This is a genomic window from Streptomyces sp. NPDC127177, from assembly GCF_042672475.1.
GTDB lineage: Bacteria > Actinomycetota > Actinomycetes > Streptomycetales > Streptomycetaceae > Streptomyces.
Genome location: NZ_JBHXUW010000033.1, coordinates 34,056 through 58,812 on the forward strand (window position 1 = coordinate 34,056; position 24,757 = coordinate 58,812).

26 protein-coding genes are annotated in these 24,757 nt (G+C 71.0%); 10 read left to right on the forward strand and 16 right to left on the reverse strand.

Annotation, left to right across the window (positions count from 1 at the left end; all coding sequences use genetic code 11):
• Positions 1-4: 4 nt before the first annotated feature.
• From ACFVJX_RS21030 to hemL, 8 genes are all read right to left on the reverse strand, one after another.
• A complete protein-coding gene (locus ACFVJX_RS21030; RefSeq protein WP_384131212.1) occupies positions 5-529 on the reverse strand; it encodes an SRPBCC domain-containing protein in 525 nt (174 codons plus the stop codon).
• Between the two features lie 50 nt (positions 530-579).
• Positions 580-1,662 carry a c-type cytochrome biogenesis protein CcsB gene (gene ccsB / locus ACFVJX_RS21035; RefSeq protein ID WP_384131215.1) on the reverse strand — a complete coding sequence of 361 codons (1,083 nt, stop codon included), beginning with the start codon at positions 1,660-1,662 and terminating at the stop codon, positions 580-582.
• Complete coding sequence (locus tag ACFVJX_RS21040) at positions 1,659-3,440, reverse strand: cytochrome c biogenesis protein ResB (protein ID WP_384131217.1); 1,782 nt, start codon at positions 3,438-3,440, stop codon at positions 1,659-1,661. Before ACFVJX_RS21040 ends, ccsB begins: the two co-directional genes overlap by 4 nt.
• Before the next feature lie 7 nt (positions 3,441-3,447).
• Positions 3,448-4,203, reverse strand: coding sequence for a cytochrome c biogenesis CcdA family protein (locus ACFVJX_RS21045; protein ID WP_384131220.1), 756 nt, complete (start codon positions 4,201-4,203; stop codon positions 3,448-3,450).
• 4 nt (positions 4,204-4,207) lie between these two features.
• Positions 4,208-4,816 carry a TlpA family protein disulfide reductase gene (locus ACFVJX_RS21050; protein WP_384131223.1) on the reverse strand — a complete coding sequence of 203 codons (609 nt, stop codon included), beginning with the start codon at positions 4,814-4,816 and terminating at the stop codon, positions 4,208-4,210.
• 67 nt (positions 4,817-4,883) lie between these two features.
• On the reverse strand, positions 4,884-6,137 hold the full coding sequence (locus ACFVJX_RS21055; protein ID WP_384131226.1) for a hypothetical protein: 1,254 nt from the start codon (positions 6,135-6,137) through the stop codon (positions 4,884-4,886).
• Between the two features lie 307 nt (positions 6,138-6,444).
• Positions 6,445-7,140 (reverse strand): histidine phosphatase family protein, encoded by a 696-nt coding sequence (locus tag ACFVJX_RS21060; RefSeq protein WP_384131229.1) that lies wholly within the window; start codon positions 7,138-7,140, stop codon positions 6,445-6,447.
• Complete coding sequence (gene hemL, locus ACFVJX_RS21065) at positions 7,137-8,453, reverse strand: glutamate-1-semialdehyde 2,1-aminomutase (RefSeq protein WP_384131232.1); 1,317 nt, start codon at positions 8,451-8,453, stop codon at positions 7,137-7,139. Before hemL ends, ACFVJX_RS21060 begins: the two co-directional genes overlap by 4 nt.
• A gap of 129 nt (positions 8,454-8,582) precedes the next feature.
• Between hemL and ACFVJX_RS21070 the strand changes: the two genes are divergently transcribed.
• A complete protein-coding gene (locus tag ACFVJX_RS21070; RefSeq protein WP_384131234.1) occupies positions 8,583-9,176 on the forward strand; it encodes a hypothetical protein in 594 nt (197 codons plus the stop codon).
• Between the two features lie 128 nt (positions 9,177-9,304).
• Here the strand turns inward: ACFVJX_RS21070 and ACFVJX_RS21075 are convergent, their stop codons facing one another.
• Genes ACFVJX_RS21075 through ACFVJX_RS21095 form a run of 5 tightly spaced genes read right to left on the reverse strand, consistent with a single transcriptional unit; the run spans position 9,305 to position 15,189 of the window.
• Positions 9,305-10,138, reverse strand: a complete 834-nt coding sequence (locus tag ACFVJX_RS21075) for a class I SAM-dependent methyltransferase (RefSeq protein ID WP_384131237.1) — start codon at positions 10,136-10,138, stop codon at positions 9,305-9,307.
• Positions 10,087-11,814, reverse strand: coding sequence for an ABC transporter ATP-binding protein (locus tag ACFVJX_RS21080; RefSeq protein ID WP_384131240.1), 1,728 nt, complete (start codon positions 11,812-11,814; stop codon positions 10,087-10,089). Before ACFVJX_RS21080 ends, ACFVJX_RS21075 begins: the two co-directional genes overlap by 52 nt.
• The gene (locus ACFVJX_RS21085) at positions 11,811-12,689 is read right to left on the reverse strand and encodes an ABC transporter permease (RefSeq protein WP_384131242.1); all 879 of its coding nucleotides are present in this window, start codon (positions 12,687-12,689) and stop codon (positions 11,811-11,813) included. The genes ACFVJX_RS21080 and ACFVJX_RS21085 overlap by 4 nt, the downstream gene beginning before the upstream one ends.
• Complete coding sequence (locus ACFVJX_RS21090) at positions 12,686-13,633, reverse strand: ABC transporter permease (RefSeq protein ID WP_384131245.1); 948 nt, start codon at positions 13,631-13,633, stop codon at positions 12,686-12,688. Before ACFVJX_RS21090 ends, ACFVJX_RS21085 begins: the two co-directional genes overlap by 4 nt.
• Positions 13,634-13,641: 8 nt before the next feature.
• Positions 13,642-15,189 (reverse strand): ABC transporter substrate-binding protein, encoded by a 1,548-nt coding sequence (locus tag ACFVJX_RS21095; protein WP_384131247.1) that lies wholly within the window; start codon positions 15,187-15,189, stop codon positions 13,642-13,644.
• A gap of 238 nt (positions 15,190-15,427) precedes the next feature.
• Here ACFVJX_RS21095 and ACFVJX_RS21100 point away from each other — a divergent pair, with 238 nt between their 5' ends.
• The 5 genes from ACFVJX_RS21100 (at position 15,428) to ACFVJX_RS21120 (ending at position 19,188) form a co-directional block, all read left to right on the forward strand.
• Complete coding sequence (locus ACFVJX_RS21100; protein WP_384131249.1) at positions 15,428-15,736, forward strand: hypothetical protein; 309 nt, start codon at positions 15,428-15,430, stop codon at positions 15,734-15,736.
• Positions 15,737-15,755: 19 nt separating this feature from the next.
• Positions 15,756-16,649 (forward strand): DUF6597 domain-containing transcriptional factor, encoded by an 894-nt coding sequence (locus tag ACFVJX_RS21105; protein ID WP_384131252.1) that lies wholly within the window; start codon positions 15,756-15,758, stop codon positions 16,647-16,649.
• Positions 16,650-16,732: 83 nt separating this feature from the next.
• Positions 16,733-17,263, forward strand: coding sequence for a GNAT family N-acetyltransferase (locus ACFVJX_RS21110; RefSeq protein WP_384131255.1), 531 nt, complete (start codon positions 16,733-16,735; stop codon positions 17,261-17,263).
• 209 nt (positions 17,264-17,472) lie between these two features.
• Positions 17,473-18,312: an NAD(P)H-binding protein gene (locus tag ACFVJX_RS21115; RefSeq protein ID WP_384131257.1), complete on the forward strand. Its 840-nt coding sequence runs from the start codon at positions 17,473-17,475 to the stop codon at positions 18,310-18,312.
• Positions 18,313-18,429: 117 nt separating this feature from the next.
• Complete coding sequence (locus ACFVJX_RS21120) at positions 18,430-19,188, forward strand: Mut7-C RNAse domain-containing protein (protein WP_384131260.1); 759 nt, start codon at positions 18,430-18,432, stop codon at positions 19,186-19,188.
• Positions 19,189-19,205: 17 nt separating this feature from the next.
• On the opposite strand, the gene ACFVJX_RS21125 is transcribed toward ACFVJX_RS21120, so the two are convergent.
• Positions 19,206-19,703, reverse strand: a complete 498-nt coding sequence (locus tag ACFVJX_RS21125) for a MarR family winged helix-turn-helix transcriptional regulator (RefSeq protein ID WP_384131263.1) — start codon at positions 19,701-19,703, stop codon at positions 19,206-19,208.
• A gap of 60 nt (positions 19,704-19,763) precedes the next feature.
• On the reverse strand, positions 19,764-20,273 hold the full coding sequence (locus ACFVJX_RS21130; RefSeq protein WP_384131266.1) for a hypothetical protein: 510 nt from the start codon (positions 20,271-20,273) through the stop codon (positions 19,764-19,766).
• 128 nt (positions 20,274-20,401) lie between these two features.
• Here ACFVJX_RS21130 and ACFVJX_RS21135 point away from each other — a divergent pair, with 128 nt between their 5' ends.
• Positions 20,402-20,737, forward strand: coding sequence for a YnfA family protein (locus tag ACFVJX_RS21135; RefSeq protein ID WP_384131269.1), 336 nt, complete (start codon positions 20,402-20,404; stop codon positions 20,735-20,737).
• Positions 20,738-20,791: 54 nt separating this feature from the next.
• Positions 20,792-21,550 carry an SDR family NAD(P)-dependent oxidoreductase gene (locus tag ACFVJX_RS21140; RefSeq protein ID WP_384131272.1) on the forward strand — a complete coding sequence of 253 codons (759 nt, stop codon included), beginning with the start codon at positions 20,792-20,794 and terminating at the stop codon, positions 21,548-21,550.
• Between the two features lie 27 nt (positions 21,551-21,577).
• Here the strand turns inward: ACFVJX_RS21140 and ACFVJX_RS21145 are convergent, their stop codons facing one another.
• Positions 21,578-22,771: an RtcB family protein gene (locus ACFVJX_RS21145; protein WP_384131275.1), complete on the reverse strand. Its 1,194-nt coding sequence runs from the start codon at positions 22,769-22,771 to the stop codon at positions 21,578-21,580.
• Positions 22,772-22,941: 170 nt separating this feature from the next.
• Here ACFVJX_RS21145 and ACFVJX_RS21150 point away from each other — a divergent pair, with 170 nt between their 5' ends.
• Together ACFVJX_RS21150 and ACFVJX_RS21155 are read left to right on the forward strand one after the other, a co-directional pair.
• Positions 22,942-23,742, forward strand: a complete 801-nt coding sequence (locus ACFVJX_RS21150; RefSeq protein ID WP_384131278.1) for a DUF3558 domain-containing protein — start codon at positions 22,942-22,944, stop codon at positions 23,740-23,742.
• Positions 23,743-23,922: 180 nt separating this feature from the next.
• Complete coding sequence (locus tag ACFVJX_RS21155; protein WP_384131281.1) at positions 23,923-24,729, forward strand: DUF3558 family protein; 807 nt, start codon at positions 23,923-23,925, stop codon at positions 24,727-24,729.
• Positions 24,730-24,757: the final 28 nt, after the last annotated feature.

Below are 24,757 nucleotides of genomic sequence, written 5' to 3' on the forward strand. Positions count from 1 at the left end.
CCCGTCACGTCCCGGCCGCGTACTCCTCGCGCAGTCCCGCCCAGCGCACCGGCGTCCACTTCGACCAGTCGGCGGGGTAGCCCAGCAGCGCGTCCACGAGGTAGCCGAAGTGGTCGTGCCAGCCGGCGAGGCAGTCCAGTCGCAGTGCGTCGTCGCCGCGGAACTCGTTGGTGAAGCGCAGCAGCACGTGGTCCCCGCGTGGCGGTTCCAGGTGGAAGCGCATCCGGCCGTGCAGCCCGTCCACGGTGTACTCGGCGACCCGCTCGACGTCCCACGCGGTGACGGTGCCGGAGGCGGTCGTGGCCTGCCCGTCCGGTGCGGTGTTCAGCCAGGTCAGTGTGATGGCCCCGCCGACGTGCGGTTCGAAGGGGTCGGCGGCGGCCAGCCACTGCGGCAGTCCCTCGGAACTGGCAACGGCTGCCCACACCCGTGGTACGGGGTGGGGCAGCCGAAGGGTGAACCGCAGATTGTGCAGGTCACCGTGGGTCTCGCTGGTACCGGGCTCGATCACGGGCGTCGCATCGGTCATGGTTCCAGCGTGACCCGGCGGGGCGCGTTCCGCACCCTTGGCGGGTGGTCTCAGACGCCGGCGTAGGAGTGCTTGCCGGTGACGAAGATGTTCACGCCGTAGTAGTTGAAAATCCAGCAGCCGAAGGCGATCAGCGCCAGGTAGGCGGCCTTGCGGCCCTTCCAGCCGGCGGTGGCGCGGGCGTGCAGGTAGCAGGCGTACGCGACCCAGGTGATGAAGGACCAGACCTCCTTGGGGTCCCAGCCCCAGTAGCGGCCCCAGGCGTCGCCCGCCCAGATCGCGCCCGCGATGATCGTGAACGTCCACAGCGGGAAGACGGCGGCGTTGATCCGGTACGAGAACTTGTCGAGGGTCGACGCGGACGGCATCCGGGAGAGCACGGACTGGGCGAACGCGCCGGGCTCCTGTCCGTTGGCGAGCTTGTTCTCGTAGCTGTCGCGGAAGAGGTAGATCAGGGTGCCGATGCCGCCGATGAAGAACACAGCGCCGCAGATGATGGCGGTGGAAACGTGGATCCACAGCCAGTACGAGTGCAGGGCGGGCACCAGCTGGTCGCTGGAGGTGTAGAGCACCGTGGTCGCGATCCCGAGGTCCAGCAGCACGACGGTGACCAGGATCAGGCCCATCCAGCGGACGTTCTTCTTCAGGGCGAGCAGGGTCAGGTACGCGCCGACCGCCACCGCGGAGAAGGTGATGGAGAACTCGTACATGTTGCCCCAGGGGGCACGCTGCACGGACAGGGCACGGGCGACGACGCCGCCGGCCTGGATGAGGAAGGCGAGGACGGTCATGGAGACCGCGATCCGCCCGTACAGGTCGCCCTTGAATGTGCCACCGGCCGCGCCGGGCCCGTCCGGGACGTCGCGGGACCCGGGCGCGGACCGGGTGACGATCTTCGGCCGGTCCAGTACGGCGGTGGACCCGGCCTTCTGTGCGACCTCGACCTTCACGGTCGCGGCCGCGGGCTGCTCACCGGTCAGCGCGGCGGCGGTGCGGCCGACCTTGCTCCGGCTGCCGAAGACCCACTCCGCGATGTGCGCGAAGAAGGCCAGCGTGTAGACGGCCATCGACGAGTAGATCAGCACGTTGCTGGTGTGTGCCAGGTTCTCGTTGGTTGCGGCGGCGAGATTCACTTCTCAGCCCCTTCGGAAGGTTCTGCGGAGGACGCGTCGACGACGTCGGGGTCCGGATCGGTGTCGGGGTCGGTGTCTGGGCCGGACGCCATGGGCGCCGCGGCGTTGAGCGTGACCGCGAGATCGGCCAGCTCCTCGGGAAGCTTCGCGGACTCGCTGCGGCCGAGTCCCGCCATTTCGACGACGGTGACGCCGTCACCGCCGCGTACGGCCCGGACCCAGATCCGGCGCCGCTGGATGAAGAGGGAACCGGCCAGGCCGGCGATGGCGCCGATGGCCCCGGTGAGCGCCCAGCCGCTGGCGGGCTGCTCCGAGATCTGGAAGCTGGCCCACTCGTGGATGCCCTCGAAGGTGATCGAGCCTGCGCCGCCGGGCAGCTTCATCGTCTCGCCGACGAGCAGCCGCTGCTTGAGCTGATCGCCCTTGGAGTCCTTGAACTCCTTCATCTTGGTCTTGTCCAGCTGGTACACGTTCTGCGGCAGTCCGGAGTCGACGCCGAGGGAACCGTGGTAGCCGTTGAGCGCCAGGACCGGCATGTCGGCTGCCGGGAACTGGGAGAACATCGTGCCCTTGCCGTTGCCGGCGAAGGTCGGCACGAAGAAGGCCTGGAAGCCCAGCTGGTCCTTCTTGCCGTTCTTGTCCCGGTAGCCGTCCATCACCTTGATGGCGCCGCTGGAGGTGACGTTGTTGTCGAGGGGCAGCAGCGGCACCGCGTTGCGGTAGACCTCCTTGCCCCGGCCGTCCTTGACGGAGACGACGGGCGCGTAGCCGTGGGCGTTCAGGTAGACCTTGGTGCCGTCGACGACCAGCGGATCGTTGACCTTGATGACGGACTTCTTCGGTTTGCCGTCGGCACCCTCGGAGTACGTCACGTGCGCCTCGTAGGTGCGGGGCGTGCCGATCTGCGGGCCGCTGCGCTCGTAGGTGCCGATGAAGTCGTCGAGGGTGAAGCTGAAGGGGGAGAGCGAGTCCTTGTCGAAGAGCGACCCGGACTTGAAGTCGTCGTACTGGGTGATCGTGTTGGAGAAGCCGCCGCCCTCGACGACGAGCTTGGCGCCCTCGGACTTGAAGAGCTGTCCCGTGGCGAAGGCCACCAGCATCACGATGAGCGCGATGTGGAACATCAGGTTCCCGGCTTCGCGCAGGTAGCCCTTCTCGGCGGCGACCGCGTCCCCGGCGGTGTGGGCGCGGTAGCGGCGTCCGCGCATCATGGCGAGCGCGGCCTCGCGGACCTGCTCGGGCTCGGCCTCGGTGCGCCAGGTGGTGTACGCGGGCAGCCTGGTCAGCCGCTTGGGGGCGCCCGGCGGGCGGCTGCGCAGCTGGCCGACGAAGGTGCCGGTGCGCGGCACGATGCAGCCGATGAGCGAGACGAACAGCAGGATGTAGATCGCGGAGAACCACACCGAGCTGTAGACGTCGAAGAACTGGAGCTTCTCGTAGATCGGCGTGACGGCGGTGTGGGCCTTCTTGAAGGTCTCCACCTTCAGTTCGTCGACGCTGTTCTGCGGGATCAGCGATCCGGGGATGGCGCCGAGGGACAGCAGGAAGAGCAGGATCAGCGCGACCCGCATGGAGGTGAGCTGGCGCCAGAACCAGCGCGCCCAGCCGATGACGCCCATGGCCGGCAGGTTGGCCAGGGTCTCCTCGCGCGGGGCGGTGGAGAGCTGTGAGCCGGCCGCACCGAGTTCACGGGCGGTCTCCCGGTCCTGCTCGGCGCGTACCTCCCGCTCGTCGGGGCGCTCGCGCTCCTGGGAGGGGTTGGACTTGGTGTTGCTCATCGGAAACTCAGATCCCCACAGTGAAGCCGTTGGACCAGCCCTGCAATTCCTGCATCATGCTGCCCCACGCGCCGGTCAGCAGGAGCAGCCCGGTCACGATCATCATGCCGCCGCCGATGCGCATGACCCAGGCGTAGTGGCGCTTGACCCAGCTGAAGGCGCCGAGCGCCTTGCGGAAGGCGACGGCGGCGAGGACGAAGGGCACGCCGAGGCCGAGACAGTAGGCGATGGTCAGTATCGCCCCGCGTCCGGCGGTGCCCTGGTCCATCGCGAGGATGCTGACCGAGCTGAGCGTCGGGCCGAGGCAGGGCGTCCAGCCGATTCCGAAGAGGGCGCCGAGCAGCGGGGCGCCCACGAGGCCGGAGACCGGCTTCTTGTGGATACGGAACTCGCGCTGCGTCATCCACGGCATCAGGCCCATGAAGAAGACCCCCATGAGGATCATCAGCACGCCGAGGACCTTGGAGAGGATCCCGCTGTTCTCCTGGAGGGTCTGGCCGAAGTAGCCGAAGAGCGCGCCGCCCGAGACGAACACGGCGGTGAAGCCGACGACGAAGAGCGAGGCGCCCGCGACCATGCGGCCGCGCCGGGCGTCCGCCAGGTCCGCGCCGCTGACCCCGGTGACGTAGCTGAGGTAGCCGGGGACGAGCGGCAGGACGCAGGGCGAGAAGAAGGAGACGAGCCCTCCGAGGACCGCGAGGGGCAGGGCGGCCAGCAGTGCGCCGCTCAGGACGGTCTCGTTGGTTTCGGCGAGGATGATCACCTGATCACTTCTCCGTGATCAGCGGGTCGATCATCTCGTGCAGCTTGGTGGCGTCGAGCGCCGTCAGGGAGCGGGCGGCGATTTTGCCGTCCCGGTCGATGACGATGGTCGACGGGATGGTCTGCACCTTGAGCATGCCCTTGGGGAAGCGCAGCAGGAGCTTCCCGGTCGGGTCGAAGAAGCTCGGGTACTCGACCCCGAAGTCCTTCTCGAAACCGGCCGCCGATCCGCGTTGCGCGTCGCCGGTGTTGATGCCGATGAACTGGACGCCCTTGCCCTCGGTCGCCTTGGCCACCTCGGTGAAGTGCTTCGCCTCCAGTCGGCACGGGGCGCACCAGGAGCCCCAGGCGTTGAGGACGACGACCTTGCCCTTGTAGTCGGCCAGGTCCAGCGCCTTGCCGTCCACGCTCTGTCCGTCGAGTTCCGGAGCGGCGACGCGTTCGTTCCTGGCCACGGTCGAGATGCCGCCGGAGCTGGTGGCGAAGTGCGTGTCGCCGACGCCGCCGGACTTGCCGCCCGAGCCGCACGCGCTCAGCGTCGCCGCGAGCGCGACGGCCGCCGCGGGGGCGGCGAGCAGGGTGAAGCGGCGTCGGGATGCGCGGCCATGGCTCATGTGAAAAGTTTCGCATGGCGGTTTCGGGGATCTTGGGCACCCCCCTCGGTGCCCGTAAAGCCCGTTGTCAGGCTTGTTTAAAGAAGGCGTTCCAGCCGCCGGCGGGGGCCTGTCCGACCTCCAGTGTGCGGAGCTTCGCGAGCACGGCCGGGTCCTGGACGTCGAGCCAGTCGACGAACTGGCGGAAGGATACGAGGCGCACGTCCTTCTTCCCCGCGATGTGCTTGAGCGCGTCCTCGACCGCATCCATGTAGATGCCGCCGTTCCACTCCTCGAAATGGTTTCCGATGTAGAACGGAGCGCGGTTCGTCTCGTAGGCGCGCTTGAAGCCGTTGATGTACGCCTGGGTGGCCTGTTCGCGCCAGCCGGGATACCGGGCCGGCATTCCCTTGGTCGAATTCTGTGACTGGTTGGCCAGGATGTTGTAGTCCATCGAGAGGACCTCGAAGCTGTGCCCGGGGAACGGGATGCCCTGGAGCGGCAGGTCCCAGACGTCCATGCGCTTGGTGGGCCACACCTGGGTGCCGCCGGGCGAGCTGGCGTCGTAGCGCCAGCCGAGCTTCTTCGCCGTGGGGAGCAGATTGTCCTGTCCGAGCAGACAGGGGGTGCGGCCGCCGACGAGTTCCTTGCGGTAGTCGAAGGGCAGCGGATCCTGGTCCGTCCAGCCGGTGTTGGTGCGCCATTCGGTGACGAAGGAAACCGACTGATCGATTTCGCTCTGCCACTGGGAGGGCGTCCACTTCTCGACGGATCCGGAACCGCCGCAGAAATGCCCGTTGAAGTGGGTGCCGATCTCGTGGCCGTCGTACCAGGCCTGGCGTACGTTCTTCAGCGTCTCCTTGATGTGACCGTCGGTGAGATAACCGATGTCGGAGGCGCCGATGGGGTTGTTGGGCGGGCGGTAGAGGGATTTCTTCGATTCCGGAAGCAGATAGAGCCCGGAGAGGAAGAAGGTCATCGCCGCGTCGTGTTCCTTGGCGAGTTCCAGGAATCGCGGGAACAGCCCGTTGCCGACCTCGCCCGCGCCGTCCCAGGAAAAGATCACGAACTGCGGCGGTTCCTGACCCGGTTCGAGCGGGACCGGCGCGGCCGGCTGGTGCGGCTGCTTCCCGGTGTCGGCGGTGGAACCGTCCCCGATGGACCTGACGTCCTTCTTCGCGGGCCCGGAGCCCTTGGCGGTCCCGTCGGCACCCTTCTCACCCTTGCCCGGCCCGGCCCGGCCGGTGTCGGAGGAATCGGAGGAACTGCAGCCCGCCACCCCGATGGCGGCCGCGGCCCCAAGTCCGGCTCCGAGCAGACCCCTTCGGCTGATGTCACGCATGCGGTTCCCATCTGCGGTCGTTTTGCCCTAAGTCCATACAAACTGCCGAAGGCTTAGATGGGCAAAGCAACACGAGGGTTCCCTGAAATAGCACACAATTCTTTACGGAACCAGACCCCAGCCTTGACCGAACATAAGTCCGACGGGCCCGGCCACACTCAGGCCCGGACCCCGGCACGGTCAAGCCCCGTGCGGGCACGATCGAGCCCGCACGGCGACCAAAAACGGAACGCCCGCCGGGCCGGCCCCGGGATCGCTCCGACCAACCGGGGCAGACCCGGACCGAAGACCCCGGCCCGGGGGCCGACTACGCCCCGACCCCCTTGGACGCGCCCTTCACCGGCTTGGCCCCCGCCAGCAGATGCGCGGGCACCAGATCCCGGGCCGGCTCCGAGTACCCGACCGACACGATCTTGTCGCCCTGGTACGTGAAGCTGGTCAGCGAGGCGAGCGTGCACTGCCTCTTGCGCGGGTCGTGCCACAGCCGCCGCCGCTCGACGAAGCTCCGCACGATCCAGATCGGCAGCTGGTGGCTGACGCACACCGCCTCGTGCCCACGGGCGGCGTCACGCGCCGCGTCCAGCGCCCCCATCATCCGTACGACCTGCTCGATGTACGGCTCGCCCCAGGACGGCCGGAACGGGTTCGTCAGGTGCTTCCAGTTGTCCGGCTTGCGCAGCGCCCCGTCGCCGACCCCGAAGGTCTTGCCCTCGAAGACGTTGGCGGCCTCGATGAGCCGCCCGTCGGTGGCGAGGTCCAGACCGTGCGCCTTGGCGACCGGGGTGGCCGTCTCCTGGGCGCGCTCCAGCGGGGAGGCGACGACATGCGTGATGTCCCGCTTCTCCAGGTGCTCGGCGACCCGGTCGGCCATCTGCCGGCCGAGCTCGGAGAGGTGGTACCCGGGGCGGCGCCCGTAGAGCACACCGTCCGGGTTGTGCACCTCTCCGTGGCGCATCAGATGGACGACGGTGATGTCCTTGCGTTCCGTGCTGGTCTCGCTCATGCGGTGGCCTCCGATGCGGCGCGGGCGGCGGCGGGCAGCGCGGCGGCGATCCGCTCCACGGCCCGGGTGTCGTGGGCCGTCGAGACGAACCACGACTCGAACGCCGACGGCGGCAGATAGACGCCCTGCGCCAGCATCGAGTGGAAGAACGGGGTGAAGCGGAAAGCTTCCTGCTGCTTGGCGTCCTCGTAGTCGCGGACGGGACGGTCCGTGAAGAAGACGGAGAACATATTGCTCGCCGCCTGCACGGTGTGCGCGACGCCCTCCTTGGCCAGGGCCTCGCTCACCAGCCCGCGGATCTCCGCGGAGACCGCGTCGACCTTCGCGTACGCGGCGTCGTCCAGCAGTCGCAGCTGGGCGAGACCGGCGGCGGTCGCGACCGGGTTCCCGGACAGGGTGCCCGCCTGGTAGACGGGGCCGGCCGGGGCCAGGTGCGCCATGACGTCGGCGCGCCCGCCGAAGGCCGCGGCCGGGAAGCCGCCGCCCATGACCTTGCCGAAGGTCATCAGGTCGGGCCGCACCCCGTCGATACCGAACCAGCCGGCCTTCGACGTACGGAAGCCGGTCATGACCTCGTCGGAGATGTACAGGGCGCCGTTGGCGGCGCAGAGCTCCTTGAGCCCGGCGTTGAAACCGTCCAGCGGCGGCACGACGCCCATGTTGCCGGGCGAGGCCTCGGTGATCACGCAGGCGATCTCGCCGGGCTGCGCGGCGAACGCGGCCCGCACGGCCTCCAGGTCGTTGTACGGCACCACGATCGTGTCGCCGGCCTGGGCGCCGGTGACCCCCGGCGTGTCCGGCAGCCCGAAGGTGGCCACCCCGGACCCGGCGGCGGCGAGCAGCGCGTCGACGTGACCGTGGTAACACCCGGCGAACTTCACGATCTTCGCGCGGCCGGTGAATCCTCGGGCGAGGCGGATCGCGGACATGGTCGCCTCGGTGCCGGACGACACGAGTCGCACCTGCTCCACCGGGTCGACCCGGGCCACGATCTCCTCGGCGAGCGCGACCTCGCCCTCACCGGGCGTGCCGAACGAGGTGCCGCGGGCGACAGCCTCCTGAACTGCGGCGATGACCTCGGGGTGGGAATGGCCGAGAATCATCGGCCCCCACGAGCACACGAGGTCGACGTACTCTCGGCCATCGGCATCGGTGAGGTACGGACCGGTACCGGACACCATGAACCGGGGCGTACCGCCCACGGCCCGGAAGGCACGGACGGGAGAGTTCACGCCGCCGGGCGTCACGAGGGACGCGCGGTCGAAAAGCGTCTGCGAAACTGGGGCGTCATAGGGAAAGCTCACACATGCCATGGTGTCAGAGCCACGGACGGTCTTGCGGACAGGTGTTTCACCGCACGCCCGTGGGGGAGGTCACTGACACGATGATCGGGTTGCGCGGCGGGGGCTGTGTCTCCTAGTTAGTAGTCGGGTGGATGAGATATGCATCGCGGTGGCGGAGTGGGCGAAGGGACCGACGACCTGGGGCCCGAGCCTGCCCGGCGAGGTCGGCACCGGCGCGAGGCTGAGCGCAGACAGGGCATACAGGCCGGTGGTGCGCAGGTGGGCGGCGGAGCCGAAAGCAGGAGTGGTGGCCGGGTGGGGGTGACCTACAAGTACTTCGGGGCTCCCGACGGGGCCACTGCCGCACGCGTGCCCGTTTCCATGCGCCCCGAGGAGCTCGGTGGCGACGAACTGGGCATGGGCGGCATGTTCAGCAAGATCAAGCCGGAGACCGTGGCCGCGATGGTCCTCACCGGCATACAGGGCATACCCCTGCACAAGGTCCCGCCGCTCGAGCTGGTCGTCCTGCACCCCGACTACGCGGTGGTGAGACTTCCGATGACGGTCGTCGACCCGCTGCGCGGCGTCGGCGAGGAGTCGGTGGGCGCGGCCGCCTTCATCTGGTCCACGGTCCCGGACCGCGGCGGCCCGCGCGACGCGTTCAACGTCTACCAACTGCTGCATGAGTGGCAGGACTTCTCGCACCGACTGCATGACGCGGGGCACCAGGCGTACTGCCTGGTGTGGCCCTGAGCCGGGGTTACACAGGCAACCGGGCGGAGCTTTCCTTCGAGCTCCGCCCTCGTCATGTAGTCATGTAGGTGCTACTTGCTGCGTGCTGCCTTTCGTCTGCCGTCTGCCGCCTGCCGTCTGCCGTCTGCTCAGCGCATCGCCACGACCAGGGCGTCACTCGTGGAGCACCAGGCCTGACGGGCTTCGGCGAACCCCGCCTCGCGCAGGGCGTTCTCGTGCCACTGGGTGGTGGTCGGACGGTCGCGCTCCGCCAACGGCGCTGCGGGCTCGCGGGGGTCGCCGAGGAGGGCGAAGCGGCGCCGGGTGGCCTCGGCCAGGTGCTCGTCTGCGGCGGCGCTGTCCCACCAGGAGGCCCAGTCCGTGGCGCCGGCGGCGTGCTCGCGCTCCTTGCGGGCCTCGTGGAAGGTGCGGAGGGCCGCGTTGATGCGCGGGGCTGAGGGGTCCTTCATGTGGTCCGCGTTGAGGAACACCCCGCCCTCGCGCAGGACGCCCGCCAGGTCCGTGTAGAGGCGGCGCAGGGGGGCGGTGTCCAACCAGTGCAGCGCGGTCGCCGTCACCACGGCGTCGTAGGAGCGGTGCGGAAGGAGCCGAGTCCAGTCGGGATCGGTGAGGTCGGCCGTCACGAAGTCGACGCGCTCCTCGTCCCGGAAGTGGCCCCGGGCGATCGTCAGGAGCGCCGGGTCGAGGTCGAGGCAGGTGGACCGGGCGTCGGGCAGGCGGCGCAGCAGCCGGTCCGTGATGCTGCCGGTCCCGCAGGCGAGGTCCAGGACCCGGGGCGCACGTCCGACCAGGGCTTCGGTCGTCTCCAGCATGACGCGGAACCGCTCCTCGCGGTCGGGCATGTACCACGCCTGCTGCCGGTCCCAGCTCTCCTGCCAGGCGGCCCAGTCGGACGGGCGCGTTGTGGTGGTCACCGGTGTGTCTCCTGTTCGTGGTGCGGGTCTTCGTGGTGCGGGTAGCACGGGTCCTCGCGGTGCGGGTCCTCGCGGTGCGGGTAGCACGGGTCCTCGCGGTGCGGAGTCGTGCCGTCTGCGGTGGGTTCCCCGGCCGGTGGGTTCCGTTCCGGTGGGGCGGTGCGGCGCGGCAACGTCCGGGCCCGCAGCAGCAGTCGGGTCGCCGGTGCGCGAGCGGTGGACAGCACCGCATCGCACGGGCCTTCCTCCACCACGCGCCCCTGGTCCAGCACGGCGACGCGGTCCGCCACGCGCGCGGTCAGCGCCAGGTCGTGGCCGATCCACAGTACGGAGGTGCCGTGCTCGTCGCGCAGGCGGCGCACCTCGGCGAGGACGTGTTCGGTGGCGGAGGAGTCCAGGGCGGTGGTGATCTCGTCGCAGACCAGGATCCGGGGTTCGGCGAGCACGGCCCGCGCGAAGGCGGCCCGCTGCAGTTCGCCGCCGGACAGTCCTTCGGGGTGCCGGCGCACGGTGGCCTCGTCGACGCCGAGCCGGGCGAGTACCTCGAAGGCCTCCCGCGCCGCCTGTCGGGGAGGGCGGTCGCGCAGCCGCACGGCGGTCCGCGCGATCTGGTCGATCACGGGGCGGTGATCGTCGAAGGAGCTGCGGCTCTCCTGCCAGACGTACTGGACACGGCGCTTCGTCTCCCGGTCGCGGTGGCGCAGCACGGGCAGCGGTACGTCGTCGAGGAGCAGTCGGCCGCCATGACGTTCGTGGAGGCCCGCCACGCACCGTGCCAGCGTGGTCTTGCCGCTGCCGGACGGGCCGACGAGCGCGACACAGCCGCTGGGGGGAACGTCCAGGGAGACGTCGTGCAGGACGGTGTTCCGCTGCCGGGTCCGGAGCCAGGCGGTCAGTGCCCGCACGCTCAGGGCGGCGGCCGGGCCGTCCGCCCGAGGGGCGGGCCCCGTCGCGGCGGCCGCCCGTTCCGGTCGGGGCGCGGGGAGCGGTGCGGCCGGGGGCAGGAGCCGCGGGGCCGGTCCGGTGGCGGTGACGTGACCCGCGTCGAGCAGGACGACCCGGTCGGCGAGGGCGCGGACCATGTCGTGGTCGTGGCTGAGCAGCAGGATCGCGAGGCCGCCCCGTGCCAGTGCGGCGAGTTCGCGGACCAGGCCCAGCCGGGTCACCGTGTCGAGGCCGGTGCTGGGTTCGTCGAGTACGAGGGCGCGCGGCCCGCAGGCCAGGACCTGGGCCAGCGCGACGCGTTGCCGCTGTCCGCCGGAGAACTCGTGCGGCAGGCGGCGCAGCACCTCCCTGGTGTCCGGCAGCTGGGCCTCGCGCAGCGCGGAGGCGGCTCTGGTCCGGCCGGCGTCGCGGTCGGCGCCGTGCAGCCGGGACAGTTCGCGCAGGGTCGGGCCGACCCTGCGCACCGGGTTGAGGGCGCTGCCGGGATGTTGCGGCATGTAGGCGATGCCCCTGCCGCGGATCGTGCGCGCCTGCCGGGTGATGCCGTCGCCGTCGACCACGTCGACGCCGGCCACCCGTACCGCGCCGCTGATCCCGGCCCCGGCCGGCGCCTCACCGAGCAGGGCGAGCGCGGTGGTGGTCTTGCCGCTGCCGGACGGGCCCACGAGTGCCGTGATCCCGCCTGCGGCGACGGTCAGGTCCACTCCGTGCAGCAGTGTCGTCCGGGGCGTCCACACGCGCAGCCCGCGGACCTCCACGACGTCCTCGTGGGAGCTCATCCGGCCGTCTCCTTCCGCTTCCCGCGCCGGCCCAGCAGGCTGTCGGCCAGCAGGTTGAAGCCGACGGTGAACAGCACGAGCATCGCGGCGGGGGCGCAGACGGCCCACGGCTGGACGAGGAGCGCCTGCCGGTTCGCCGCCACCGTCACACCCCAGTCGGCCGAGGTCGGCTCCAGGCCGAGCCCCAGGAAGTTGGCGGCGGCGACGGTGAACACGGCGCCGGTCACCCGGGTCCCGATGTCCGCGGCCATCACCGGCAGCACGGACCGGCCGACGTACCCGAGGGTGACGCGCAGCCGGGACTCGCCCTGCACGCGCATCGCCTCGGCCACCGGGCTGCCGGCCGCCGTGAGGGCGGCGGCCCGCACCAGTCGCGTGACGGCGGGCACGTTGAGCACCGCGACGGCGAGTGCGATGGCGAGCGGCGCGGCATGCCACCGCACCCCGACCACGCTGATCACCAGCAGGGACGGCAGCGGCAGGAGCAGTTCCACCGGGCGCACCAGTGTCTCGTCGACCCAGCGCCGCGGAGTGGTGGCGGCCGCCAGCCCCAGGGCGGCTCCCAGGAGGCAGGCGAGTGCGACGGCTCCGCAGGCGACCCCGAGGGTGCTCGGCCCGCCGCGCAGCAGGAGCCCCAGGACGTCACGTCCGAGACCGTCGGTGCCCAGGAGGTTGCCGTCCCGCAGCACGTAGGGCGGCCCGTCGGGGCCGGCGACCGCGCCGGCGAGGAACGGGCCGGCCACGGCGGCGCCGACGGGCAGCACCAGCAGCACGGCGGCGAGGACGGTGACGGCCCGCGAGCGGACGTGCCGCTCACCGGGCCGTGCGGGGACCCGGCGGCCCGCGGCCGGCAGGGCGGGGGCGTCCGATGTCATCGCAGGACCTCCGAGCGCGGGGCGAGCCGCTGACAGGCCACGTCCGCCGCGACGTTGAGGAGCAGGGCCAGGGCCGCGAGCAGCAGGGTCAGCGCCTGCACCGTGGGGACGTCCCGGCTCTGGACGGCCTCCACGAGCGCGGTGGCGCTGCCGGGGACGGCGAAGACCGCCTCGACGATGAGCACTCCGCCGAGCAACTGGTCACCCGCTCGGGCCAGTTCCTGAATGCCCGGGACCGCCGCGTTCGGCAGGACGTGGCGCAGTACGAGTGCCCGTCGCGGAACGCCCAGCCGCCGTGCCTGGGCGACGTAGCCGGCCTTTACGGCGTCGATGGTCCCGGCCCTGATCTGCCGGGAGAGCAGGCAGACGGTCCGGGCTAGAAGCACTGCCACCGGCAGGACCAGCAACTGGGGCCGGTCCCACCACCCTCCGCCGTCCACACCGACCCAGGTCGACGGGAGCCATCCCAGGCGCAGGGAGACGACGGCGACCAGGAACAGCGCGAGGACGAAGTCCGGTACGGAGTTGAGGAAGAGGACGACGGCGGAGACCGCCCGGTCGAGGCGGCTGCCCTCGCGCACTCCCGTGAGCAGGCCGAGGGCAGTCGCCAGGGGGACGAGAACGACGAGTGTGAGGGTGGCGAGCAGCGCCGTGACGGCGAGCGAGCCCGTCAGTACGGCGCTCACCGGTCCGTGTCCGACCAGGGATGTGCCCAGATCGCCGGTGAGGAGGCCGCCGGCCCAGTGGACGAAGCGTTCGGCGAGCGGCTGGTCGAGGCCCATCGCGTGCCGGGACTCGGCGATCTGCTGCGGTGTGGCGAGTTCGTTGAAGGCCACGGTGGCCGCGTCGCCCGGCAGCATGGCGGTCAGCAGGAACACCAGGACGGCCAGCAGGCCGAGTTGCGCGGCGGCGAGTGCGAGGCGCCGCAGGACGTAGCGCAGCATGCCCCTCCTCAGCCGAGCCACACGGTGTCGAACCGTGCCCAGTCGACGGTGTTGGGCGGTGCCGGAGCCACTCCGTGGAGCCGGACCGAGACGGCGTTGAGCCAGTCGGAGTGGCCCCACATGAGCAGCCCTCCCTGGTCGTGCACACGACGCTGGAGGGCGGCGTACTCCTTGCTCCGCTCCTCGCCGTCGGTGGTCGAGCGGGCGCGGGCGAACGCCGCGTCGAAGTCGCTGTGCCGCCAGGCCGTCGCGTTCTGTGGGGAGTTGGTGAGCATGCGGTCGCCGAGGTAGGTCGGGATGGGCATCGCACCGCAGCGGTGACTGCCCAGCGTGCCGGTGGTCAGCTGGTCGGTGAAGTAGGTCTCCGGCGGCCCGGTGACCACCCGCACCCGCAGCCCCGCCTCGCCCGCCTGCTCCGCGAACAGATGGGCCGCCTCGACGAATCCGTCGGCGGCGGTGGAGGTGTAGAAGGAGATCTCGCGGTTCAGCGCCCCGGTGCGCCGCAGCAGGCTCCGCGCCTCCTCGACGTCCCTCTTCCGCTGGGGGATTTCGGTGGGGTAGTACTCGAAGCCCTTGCCGAACATGTCGTTCCCGACGGCGGCGCGGCCCCCGGAGACCACCTCCACGAGGCGTTCGCGGTCGGCGAGCAGCTTGAGGGCGAGGGTGGCGCGCGGGTCGTCGAACGGGGGCCGGTCGGTCTTGACGGCGATCCCCTCGGCGCCCGCGTGCGGTGCGGCGACGATCCGGATGCGCGGGTTGCCGTCGGCCAGGCGCGCGAAGGTGGCGCTCATCTCGTGGGCGTAGTCCACCTCGCCGGCCTGCACGGCGTTGGCCCGTGCCTCGGTGTCCGCCGACAGCAGCCGGATCTCGTCCGGGTAGGGCGCACCCGCCCAGTGGTCGTCGAACCGGCGCGCGGTGAAGGACCTTCCCGCCGTGAAGGACCGGTACCGGAAGGGGCCGGTGCCCACCGGGCGGGTGGGGTCGCGGTAGCCCTCGCGCACCACCGCGGTCCCGGTCATGGCCAGCAGCGAGGGCAGTTCCGCGTGGGGGGCCTTCAGCCTCAGTTCGACGGTGCGCCGCCCGATCCTGCGACAGCGGGGCAGGTCGATCACCGGCGTCAGCGTCTCCTTGGCGCGACGGCCCTCGGCGGCCGGGTCGAGGATGCGGGCGATGCTGAACAGGACGTCGTCGGCGTCGAGCGCGTGCCCGTCGTGGAAGAGGGCCGGCCGGAGCTCGAAGCGCCATACGGTGTCGTCGCTGTTGGACCACCAGCGAGTGGCCAGCCTGGGGACGGGGCGCAGGGACGGGTCCAGGTCCACGAGCTTGTCGAAGACGGCCTTGTGCCGGGCGATGTCGACGAACTGCCTCTGGGTGTGCGGATCCAGCGTCTCCTTCACCCCCGCGCCCGGGAACACGGCCCGGACGGTTCCCCCCTTGCGGGGAGTGGACGAGCCGGGGCCGTCCTCGGGGCCGCAGCCCGCGAGCAGACCGGCCGCGCCCGCCGACACGCCGCCCGCGATCCGGAGGAACCCCCTGCGGGTCCGGTCGATCGGCACGCTGGACGTCCTTCCACAGGCAGGGGGCTGAGTGATCAGATATCTGCATTGAACACGCAGATGCAACTCATGTGCAATATGCCCCGGAGGCCGCCCCGGCGCGCCCCGCCGGGAGACGCCCGGCCCGCCGGCCGGCCATATCCACGCACATCCGGCCATTCATTGGCCGAAGAATGATCTTCAGTCGACCTGTCGAACCTGCCGATGCACGAGGCACCGACACCGAAGGAGACCTGCCATGGGCGACACTCTGCTGGCCCTGTCGATCCCCGTGCTGGTCTTCGCCAGTGGTGTCTACGCCGCGTGTGAGAGCTGGTGGCGACGCCGGCACCCCGCCCCGCCGTCCCCGTACACCCATGGGGCCGCCCGGCTCGCCGAGCGCGCGATGCTGGTGGACGCGGAGAGGATCGTGGACAGCGCCTACGTCACCCTGGGCGGCCTCTACGACGGGCCGGACGCGCGCTTTCCGGCCAACGACGCCGGGCCCGGTTCCACCACCGCCCCGGACCGCGACCGGCGGACGTCGGAGCCCGCGCGCCGGAACTAGGCCCATAGGATCGACCGCCATGGCCGGACCTCAAGGACCCCAAGAACCTCAGGACCCCCGAGGAACCCAAGGGTCTCAAGGCGCCCGAGAACCCCGAGGAGCCCGCGGTCCGCGGCGGGACACCCGGGGCATCGTCGACGCGCCGGAGCTCTTCACCCACGTCCGCTTCCGCCGCCGCGAACCCGCTCCGGAACTGCGGCCGTACCTGGAGCACTACTGGCTGATCGACTGGGACCTGCCACAGCCGTACGTCTCCCACCTGGTGCCGCACCCCAGCGTGAACCTGGTCTTCGAGCGGTACGCGGGCTGCGGTGACGACGAGGCAGGGTTCGCCGAGGTCTCGGGCATCGGCCTGGAACTCTTCACGCAGAGGCTGGAGGGGCGGGGGCGGGTCTGCGGGGTGCAGTTCCGGCCGGGCGGCTTCCGGCCGTTCGCGCCGGAGGGGCCGGTGTCGCGGTGGACGGGGCGGCGGGTCCCGGCACCCGAGGTGTTCGCACCACCCGCCCCTCCGTCGGCCGTTCTGGACCCCGCCCGGGAGGACGAGCGGATCGCCGCACTCGACGCGTACCTGCTGGCACTCGGCCCCGCACCGGACCCACTGGCGGACCGGGCGATGGCCCTGGTCGAGCTGGTGCGCACCGACCGCACGGTGCGCCGCGTCGGCGAACTCGCCCGCACCGAGGGAGTGTCGGCACGCTCGCTCCAGCGGCTGTTCGCCACGTACGTCGGGGTCGGCCCGAAGTGGGTCATCCTGCGCTACCGCGTCCACGAGGCACTGGAGCGCGCCGAGACGGACCCGGCCGTGGACTGGGCCGCACTGGCCGCGGACCTCGGCTACAGCGACCAGGCGCACCTGGTCAGGGACTTCACGGCAACGGTGGGCGTGCCGCCCACCGCCCTGAGCCACCACTGACCACGCACCCCGGCCCGCCGAACAGCCACCGAACACCCACCGAACAGCCGCCGACTGTCAGTGCCCCGTCCTACAGTTCCGTCATGGAGCGCACCCAAGCACCATCCGTACGGATCGAGCCCTGGTCGGAGAGCGATCTGGAGCTCCTGCGCCGCGCCAACGCACCGGAGCTGATGGACCACCTCGGCGGCCCCGAGTCCGAGGAGCAGCTCATAGGCCGCCATGGGCGCTACGTGGCACTGAGCGCCGACCGGACGGGCCGGGGCAGGATGTTCCGCATCGCACTGACCGGCGAGGACGCGGCGGTGGGCACCATCGGATTCTGGGAACGCACCTGGCAGGGCCAGGCGGTGTACGAGACGGGGTGGGCCGTTCTCGCCGGGTTCCAGGGGCGGGGCATCGCCTCCGCCGCGACCGCCGCCGTGGCCGAGCAGGCGCGTGCCGAGCACAAGCACCGCTATCTGCACGCCTACCCGTCCGTGGACAACGGCGCGTCGAACGGGGTCTGCCGCAAGGCCGGGTTCACCCTGCTCGGCGAGTGCGAGATCGAGTACCCGCCGGGCCACCCCCTGCTGACGAACGACTGGCGGCTGGACCTCCACCCGGATCGCTGACGGATCACCGGAAGCCACCCGGATCACTGAGGGGCCACCGGAAGCCACCCCGGGGTCACTGACGGATCGCCGGAAGGCTCACGCGCTCGCACGCCACGCGTAAAGCGTTTGACGGCCGGGCCCCCCTCCTGAATATTTATCTGCGTCGCGCAGCTTATGCGCACCACAGACACTCTGTGCAACCGGACACCAGAGGAGACTCCACCGCCATGCTCACCCTCGTCACCGGATGCCGCGGCCGCGTCGGCTCCGCACTCGCCTCGCTCCTGCACAACGGCGGGCACGCCGTGCGCGCCGCATCCCGCAACCCCGCTCAGCTCTCCCTGCCCGCGGACATCCCGCTCACGGCCTGCGATCTCGGCGACCCCGCGACCTTCGCCGCCGCACTGGAGGGCGTCGACTCCGTCTTCCTCTACGCCGAGCCCTCCCGCATCCACGACTTCCTCACCGCCGCGCGGACCGCCGGGGTCGGGCACATCGTGCTGCTCTCCTCCAGCTCGGTACTCGATGCGGACGCGGCCACCAACCCGATCGCCGCCTCGCACCACGCGGTGGAGGAGGCCCTCACAGCCGCACCCCTCACCGCGACACTCCTGCGTCCCGGCGCCTTCGCGGGCAACGCGTACCAGTGGTCGGGCGCCTTCCGCGCCGGGCAACCCGTCGACCTGCCCTACCCCCACAGCCGGACCAGCCCCATCGACGAGACGGACATCGCCGAGGCGGCCCTCGCCGTCCTCACCGACACCCGGCTCCAGGGCGCGGCCTATCACCTGACCGGCCCCGAATCGCTCTCCGCCACCGAGCAGGTCGAGCTGCTGGCCGCGTCCGCCGGCAGCCCCGTGACCGTCAACGCCGTCAGCCGGGAGGACTGGAAGGCTTCCGTCTTCCCCTTCGTGCCGGCCGAGATCGCCGAGGCTCTGCTCACCTACTGGGCCGCCACCGACGGCTCTCCGGCCGCGGTCACCGGCGACGCCGAGAAGCTCATCGGCCACCCGCCGCGCACGTTCGCCTCCTGGGCCGCCGAGCACGCGGCGGCCTTTCGCGCCTGAGCACCCCCGCGCCTCCGCAGCTCGCCCCCGCACCCCGCACCCCGCACCATGGGCCCGCGCGCCCGCCCGGCTCGAAATCCCTGGCCCGCGCACCCGGCCCGATGGCATCCTGACCAGGTGAACGGGCCGGAGATCCACCTCGAAGTCGCCCCTGAACTCAGACTCTTCGTCGCGCACGAACGCCGCAGGGGGCGGACGGCCGTCACCACCGACGGCTCGTCCACCCTCGGCCATGTCGTCGAGTCACTCGGGGTCCCGCTCACCGAGGCCGGTCAACTCCTCGTCGACGGCCGCCCGGTACCGGTCTCGCACATTCCCGCAGCGGGCGAAGTGGTCGACGTGCGCGCCGTGCGGCGCCCTCAACAGGTGCCGGGCGCACCCCTGCGCTTCCTCCTCGACGTCCACCTCGGCACCCTCGCGCGGCGGCTGCGACTGCTCGGCATCGACGCCGCCTACGCGTACGAGGACATCGGCGACCCCGCGCTGGCCACGCTCTCGGCGAAGGAGCGGCGCGTCCTGCTCTCCCGGGACCGGGGGCTGCTGCACCGGCGGGAACTCTGGGCGGGGGCGTACGTCTACAGCGACCGGCCCGACGAGCAACTGCGCGACGTACTGCAACGGTTCGCGCCCGCGCTCGCCCCGTGGACCCGGTGCACCGCCTGCAACGGGCGGCTGACGGCGGCCGGCAAGGACACCGTGCGCGGGCGGCTGGAGGACGGCACGCAGCGCTCGTACGACGTCTTCGCGCAGTGCGCGGAGTGCGACCGGGTGTACTGGCGGGGCGCGCACCACGCCCGGCTGGAGGCGATCGTCAGCGAAGCGGTCCGTGAGTTCGGGAGCGCCCCGGCCGGCCCGCAGGGCCCGTCGGACGGCTGAACGGGACACGGGCGGCCTCAGCCCGGGGCGCCGTCACCCTCCCGCAGCCCCGCGACCTGTACCGCGCTCAGCTCCACCGTCCGCCGCATATGAGCGATGAGCAGGGCGACTTCGGCATCGTCGTAGCCCTCGAACATGGCCGCCCAGCCGGCGTTCAGCTGCTCCCAGACCGCACCGAACTCCGTCATCCGCTCGGGCACCGTCGCGACGAGCACCCGCCGCCGGTCCACCGTGTCCCGGGCACGCGTGACGTAACCCGCCCGCTCCAGCCGGTCGACCAGCCTCGTCGCGGAGCCCGTGGTGAGCCCGGTCAGCTCCGCGATCCGGCCCGTGGTGACGGGAGCCGCCTCCAGGCTGAGCAGGTTGAGGCACTGGAGATCGGTGGGGTGAAGCCCCAGCCGGTCGGCGACGGCCTGGTTGAACAGGGCGTACGCGGCCATGTAGCGGCGCGCCACGACGGAGAGTTCGGCGAGCATGGCGGTGCGGCTGCGGCGGGCGGGGGACTTCTGCGGCATGCGGAGAGTGTACGAAGCGGAGATCATTTATCGAGACCGGGACCGAGCGGGCCCGCGAAGTCAGAAGACGTACTCGTCACCGGTCGCCGGCGCCAGCACCTCGTGCTCGCTGTTCTCCGAATTCCGGTCCGTCGCATCGCCGTTCCACACGGTGTCGATCCGGACGACCACCTCGGCCGGCCGCCCCCGAAGCTGCAGTTCGAGCGCGAGCTGCCTCGGCTGCGAGCCGTCCGCGCGCAGCGGACCCGTCCGGCACAGCACGGTCTCGCGGTCGGCCTGCAGGCACTCCCCGGGCAGCTCCTGCCGGCCGGCGAGCGGAACGGAGACCCGCAGCCGGACGGTCACCCCCGCGAGGTCGGAGGGGCCGCTGTTCTGGCTGATCAGCCAGACCCCGAGCCCGGTGCCCCACAGCGAGACATGGCCGTGGTGCGAGACATCCGCCTCCGGCGCGATGGTCCGCGCCACCGGCGCACCGACGGCCGTGGCCGTCCCGCCCGCACACAGCGCCAGAGCCGACGCCATCGCCGCCGCAGCGCACACCCTCAGCAGGGCCTTACCCGTCACTACCATGCCCCGAAGATACAGATCTGCACGAAATATCCATATATTCCGACCACTTCGGCGTGTCGGCATGTTCCCGCCCTGACCGGCCGCAGTCCGGATGCCTGCCGCCGCACCACCCGTGGCACCCTGCTCGCATGTCCGTGCTCCGCTCCATCGCCCTGTTCGCCGTCGCCGCGCTCTTCGAGATCGGGGGCGCCTGGCTCGTCTGGCAAGGCGTCCGGGAACACCGCGGCTGGGCCTGGATCGGTGCCGGGGTCGTCGCGCTGGCCACGTACGGATTCGTCGCCACGCTCCAGCCGGACGGCGAGTTCGGGCGCGTGCTCGCCGCGTACGGCGGGGTCTTCGTCGCGGGGTCGATCGTCTGGGGCATGGCCGCCGACGGCTACCGGCCCGACCGCTGGGACGTGACCGGCGCGCTGGTCTGCCTGGCCGGCATGGCCGTGATCATGTACGCCCCCCGCAACCACTGACGGCGCCCCTGCCTATCCTGGCCCCGTACCGATCTGCTGTCCGAGGAGCCCGCCATGGCCGCAACCCCCATCGCCGTCATCACCGGAGCGAGCAGCGGCATCGGTGCCGCGACCGCCCGGCAGCTGGCTGCCGCCGGCTACCGCGTCGTGGTGACCGCTCGTCGCAAGGACCGCATCGAGGCGCTCGCCGCCGAGATCACCGCAGCGGGCCACCAGGCCACGGCGTACGCCCTGGACGTCACCGACCGCGCCGCCGTCGACGAGTTCGCCACCGCGTTCCGCTCACTCGCCGTGCTGGTCAACAACGCGGGCGGCGCGCTCGGGGCGGATCCCGTCGCCACCGGTGACCCGGCCGACTGGCGCCTGATGTACGAGACGAACGTCATCGGCACGCTCAACGTCACCCAGGCCCTGCTCCCCGCCCTCACCGAGGGCGGCGACGGCACGGTGGTCATCCTCTCCTCGACCGCCGGCCTCTCCACCTACGAGGGCGGCGGCGGTTATGTGGCCGCCAAGCACGGCGAGCACGTCCTGGCCGAGACCCTGCGCCTGGAGATCGTCGGCACCCCGGTCCGCGTCATCGAGGTCGCCCCCGGAATGGTCAAGACGGAGGAGTTCGCCACCACCCGCTTCCGCGGCGACACCGAGAAGGCCGCCAAGGTCTACGCGGGCGTCGACGCCCCCCTCAGCGCCGACGACGTGGCCGACACGATCACCTGGGCCGTCACCCGCCCCAGCCACGTGAACATCGACCTGCTGGTGGTCCGCCCCCGCGCACAGGCCTCCAACTCCAAGGTCCACCGCACGAACTGAGACCCACGGCCCCCGCCGTGGGCCCCCTCAGCCCTTCACGCAGATGATCTGCTTCAGCTTCGCGACGACCTCCACCAGATCCCGCTGCTGATCGATGACCTTCTCGATCGGCTTGTACGCGCCCGGGATCTCGTCCACGACGCCGGAGTCCTTACGGCACTCCACGCCCCGCGTCTGCTCCTCCAGGTCCTTCGTCGAGAAGCGCTTCTTCGCCGCGTTCCGGCTCATCTTCCGGCCCGCGCCGTGCGAGGCGGAGTTGAAGGACTTCTCGTTGCCGAGGCCCTTCACGATGTACGAGCCGGTGCCCATCGAGCCCGGAATGATCCCGAAGTCACCGGAGCCGGCCCGGATGGCACCCTTCCGGGTGACCAACAGGTCCATGCCGTCGTACCGCTCCTCCGCCACGTAGTTGTGGTGACAGGAGATGACCGGTTCAAAGGTGACCTTGGCCTTCTTGAACTCCTTGCGGACCACGTCCTGGAAGAGCGCCATCATCACCGCGCGGTTGAGCTTCGCGTACTCCTGCGCCCAGAACAGATCGTTGCGGTAATCCTGCATCGCCGGAGTATCGGCGATGAAGACCGCCAGATCGCGGTCGACCAGGTCCTGGTTGTGGGGCAGCTTCTGCGCCCGGCCGATGTGGAAGTCGGCCAGCTCCTTGCCGATGTTCCGGGACCCGGAGTGCAACATCAACCAGACCGAACCCGCCTCATCGAGACAAAATTCGATGAAATGATTCCCACTTCCGAGCGTCCCCATCTGCTTCGTGGCGCGTTCCTGACGGAATTTGACCGCTTCGGCCACCCCGTCGAACCGGTCCCAGAAGTCGTCCCAGCGGGTCGCCGCCAGACCGTGCAGCCCACCCGGGTCCACCGGGTCGTCGTGCATCCCCCGGCCCACCGGAATGGCCTGCTCGATCTTCGACCGGAGCCCGGAGAGGTCCCCCGGCAGGTCGTTGGCGGTCAGCGAGGTCTTCACCGCTGACATTCCGCAGCCGATGTCCACGCCGACCGCGGCCGGGCAGACCGCACCGTGCATCGCGATCACCGAGCCGACCGTGGCACCCTTGCCGAAGTGGACGTCCGGCATGACGGCCAGGCCCTTGATCCAGGGCAGCGTGGCGACGTTCCGGAGCTGCTGCATCGCGACGTCCTCGACCGACGCCGGATCGGCCCACATCCGGATGGGTACCTTCGCACCCGGCACCTCTACGTATGACATATTTCCTCGATTCCCCCGAAAAGCCTGAAAGCGCAAAACCGGTGCCAAGGTCGGCAAAAGTATCGGCCGACCGGCATTCACAGCGGCGCGTGCGATACACATTGTGTCCATCGGCCGCACATGAGCGGCAACCGTTTTTCGCACGAAGGGAGCTCAGGACCGTGCGACGAATGGCGTACGCATCCGGCGCCGTGCTCATCGCAGCGCTCGCGGCCGGCTGCAGCGGCGGCACCGGAGCCGGCGATTCCGCCGCCGACAGCAAGCCCGGTGCCACGACCACGTCCGCCGCGCCTCCCGGCAAGTACGCCACTCTTCCCGAGGCCTGCCGCTCCATCGCACCCGCCACCCTGAAGGACCTGCTGCCCGGGGCGGCCGAACTGCCCGAGGCCCAGCAGGAGAAGGTGCTCGACGGTTCGCCCGCCGTCACCTACGACACCGACCGCCGGGTCGGCTGCCGTTGGAAGACCGAGGCGCCCGGCGGGGCCCGGAGCCTCTCCGTCGACTTCGAGCGCGTCGTCTCCTACGACCCGTCCGTCAGTGACGACGACAGCGCCCGCCAGGTGTACGCGAAGAAGGAGAGCGCCGCGGGTCTGCCCTCCTCCTCCCTCCCGTCCGACGACTCCCCGGACCCCTCGGACACCCCGACCGGGAGCGCGAAGCCCGGCGAGGGCGCGGACGGGAGCACGGACCCGGCCGACGGGGACGGCACGGGCGTCGGCGCCGCCGAGGATCTCCGACCCCGGCTCCTCGAGGAGCTCGGCGACAGCGCATTTCTGGACGATCAGCTCACCCGGGCAGGTTCCGCCGCACAGCACCGCACGGTGAGCGTGGTATTCCGCACATCGAACGTCGTCGTGACCATCGAGTACACCGCGCAGCCGAACCTCTCCACCGAGGTCCCCGACAGCAAGGAACTCCAGGAGAAGGCCCAGGCACTGGGCCGGAAACTGGTCGACAGGTTCAGCGAGTAACCCCTCCCCCGGACCCTCCGGGGCCACCCCGGGAACCGTCCGGCCGAGGCGGCATCCGGCTGCCGTACGTCGTACCGTGGCCCTCCGGAACCACCGTCCGCCGACCACCCGACCACGCCGGCGCCCCCGCCCACCGAACACCGGGCGGCCCGGCCGCCGCGCCATCCGAGTGAAGGAACCATGCACCGATCAGCTCCGCGACTCACCCGCATACTCGCCTGCGCCGCCGTCCCGGTGATGCTCGTCGTCGCCGGCTGCTCGTCGGACTCCGACGGCAAGAAGGACGAGGCCTCGTCCTCGTCCCCCGCGCCGGATGCGACGAAGTCGGAGGCGAAGGTCGCGGCGGCGCGGTTCGCCGAGCTGCCCGACCCGTGCAAGTCGATCACCGCGAAGACGGTCAAGTCCCTGGTCCCGTCGGCCAAGGACAAGAACGGCACCCAGGGCAAGTCCAGCGACACCGCCGCCCGCGGCAGCTGCTCCTGGAACGGCCTCGACGACAACGGCGTGAAGGGCTCCCAGTACCGCTGGCTCGACGTCGGCTTCACCCGCTTCGCCTCGGACCAGTCCCTGGGCAGCGGTGCCGACCGGGCCGGGGACGACCTCACGAAGCAGGTCGCCAAGGCCCAGGCGGCCGAGGGCGCGAAGAAGCTCGAAACGACGCCCCTCAGCGGCGTCGGCGACCAGGCGACCACGATCACGTACGACCTGGACAAGACGGGTGAGGACTTCCGGTACGCCACGATCGTCGCCCGTACGGGCAATGTCGTCGTCACCCTCACCTACAACGGCGCGGGTTACGCGGGCTCGAAGACCCCGTCCGCCGACACCATCCTGAAGGGCGCCAAAATGGGGGCCAAGGACGCCGTCGCCGCGGTCGCCTCCGCCAACGGGAGCGGACAGTCGAGCCCGTCGCCCGACGCCACCAAGTCCTCGGGCAAGGCGAGCGACAAGGCCACCGGCAAGGCGACGGACAAGGCCTCCCAGTAGCCCCACGCCGCCCGCCGTCCGCAGCTCT

Excerpts from the sequence above, each read along its gene's own strand:
- ACFVJX_RS21085 (WP_384131242.1), bottom strand. The coding sequence starts at position 12,689 with ATGACATCGGACGCCCCCGCCCTGCCGGCCGCGGGCCGCCGGGTCCCC.
- ACFVJX_RS21105 (WP_384131252.1), top strand. The coding sequence starts at position 15,756 with ATGGCCGGACCTCAAGGACCCCAAGAACCTCAGGACCCCCGAGGAACC.
- ACFVJX_RS21060 (WP_384131229.1), bottom strand. The coding sequence starts at position 7,140 with ATGAGCGAGACCAGCACGGAACGCAAGGACATCACCGTCGTCCATCTG.
- ACFVJX_RS21050 (WP_384131223.1), bottom strand. The coding sequence starts at position 4,816 with ATGAGCCATGGCCGCGCATCCCGACGCCGCTTCACCCTGCTCGCCGCC.
- ACFVJX_RS21140 (WP_384131272.1), top strand. The coding sequence starts at position 20,792 with ATGGCCGCAACCCCCATCGCCGTCATCACCGGAGCGAGCAGCGGCATC.
- ACFVJX_RS21080 (WP_384131240.1), bottom strand. The coding sequence starts at position 11,814 with ATGAGCTCCCACGAGGACGTCGTGGAGGTCCGCGGGCTGCGCGTGTGG.
- ACFVJX_RS21055 (WP_384131226.1), bottom strand. The coding sequence starts at position 6,137 with ATGCGTGACATCAGCCGAAGGGGTCTGCTCGGAGCCGGACTTGGGGCC.
- ACFVJX_RS21155 (WP_384131281.1), top strand. The coding sequence starts at position 23,923 with ATGCACCGATCAGCTCCGCGACTCACCCGCATACTCGCCTGCGCCGCC.
- hemL (WP_384131232.1), bottom strand. The coding sequence starts at position 8,453 with ATGGCATGTGTGAGCTTTCCCTATGACGCCCCAGTTTCGCAGACGCTT.
- ACFVJX_RS21040 (WP_384131217.1), bottom strand. The coding sequence starts at position 3,440 with ATGAGCAACACCAAGTCCAACCCCTCCCAGGAGCGCGAGCGCCCCGAC.
- ACFVJX_RS21030 (WP_384131212.1), bottom strand. The coding sequence starts at position 529 with ATGACCGATGCGACGCCCGTGATCGAGCCCGGTACCAGCGAGACCCAC.
- ACFVJX_RS21130 (WP_384131266.1), bottom strand. The coding sequence starts at position 20,273 with ATGGTAGTGACGGGTAAGGCCCTGCTGAGGGTGTGCGCTGCGGCGGCG.
- ACFVJX_RS21115 (WP_384131257.1), top strand. The coding sequence starts at position 17,473 with ATGCTCACCCTCGTCACCGGATGCCGCGGCCGCGTCGGCTCCGCACTC.
- ACFVJX_RS21145 (WP_384131275.1), bottom strand. The coding sequence starts at position 22,771 with ATGTCATACGTAGAGGTGCCGGGTGCGAAGGTACCCATCCGGATGTGG.
- ACFVJX_RS21125 (WP_384131263.1), bottom strand. The coding sequence starts at position 19,703 with ATGCCGCAGAAGTCCCCCGCCCGCCGCAGCCGCACCGCCATGCTCGCC.
- ACFVJX_RS21110 (WP_384131255.1), top strand. The coding sequence starts at position 16,733 with ATGGAGCGCACCCAAGCACCATCCGTACGGATCGAGCCCTGGTCGGAG.
- ACFVJX_RS21150 (WP_384131278.1), top strand. The coding sequence starts at position 22,942 with ATGGCGTACGCATCCGGCGCCGTGCTCATCGCAGCGCTCGCGGCCGGC.
- ACFVJX_RS21100 (WP_384131249.1), top strand. The coding sequence starts at position 15,428 with ATGGGCGACACTCTGCTGGCCCTGTCGATCCCCGTGCTGGTCTTCGCC.
- ACFVJX_RS21135 (WP_384131269.1), top strand. The coding sequence starts at position 20,402 with ATGTCCGTGCTCCGCTCCATCGCCCTGTTCGCCGTCGCCGCGCTCTTC.
- ACFVJX_RS21090 (WP_384131245.1), bottom strand. The coding sequence starts at position 13,633 with ATGCTGCGCTACGTCCTGCGGCGCCTCGCACTCGCCGCCGCGCAACTC.
- ACFVJX_RS21070 (WP_384131234.1), top strand. The coding sequence starts at position 8,583 with ATGCATCGCGGTGGCGGAGTGGGCGAAGGGACCGACGACCTGGGGCCC.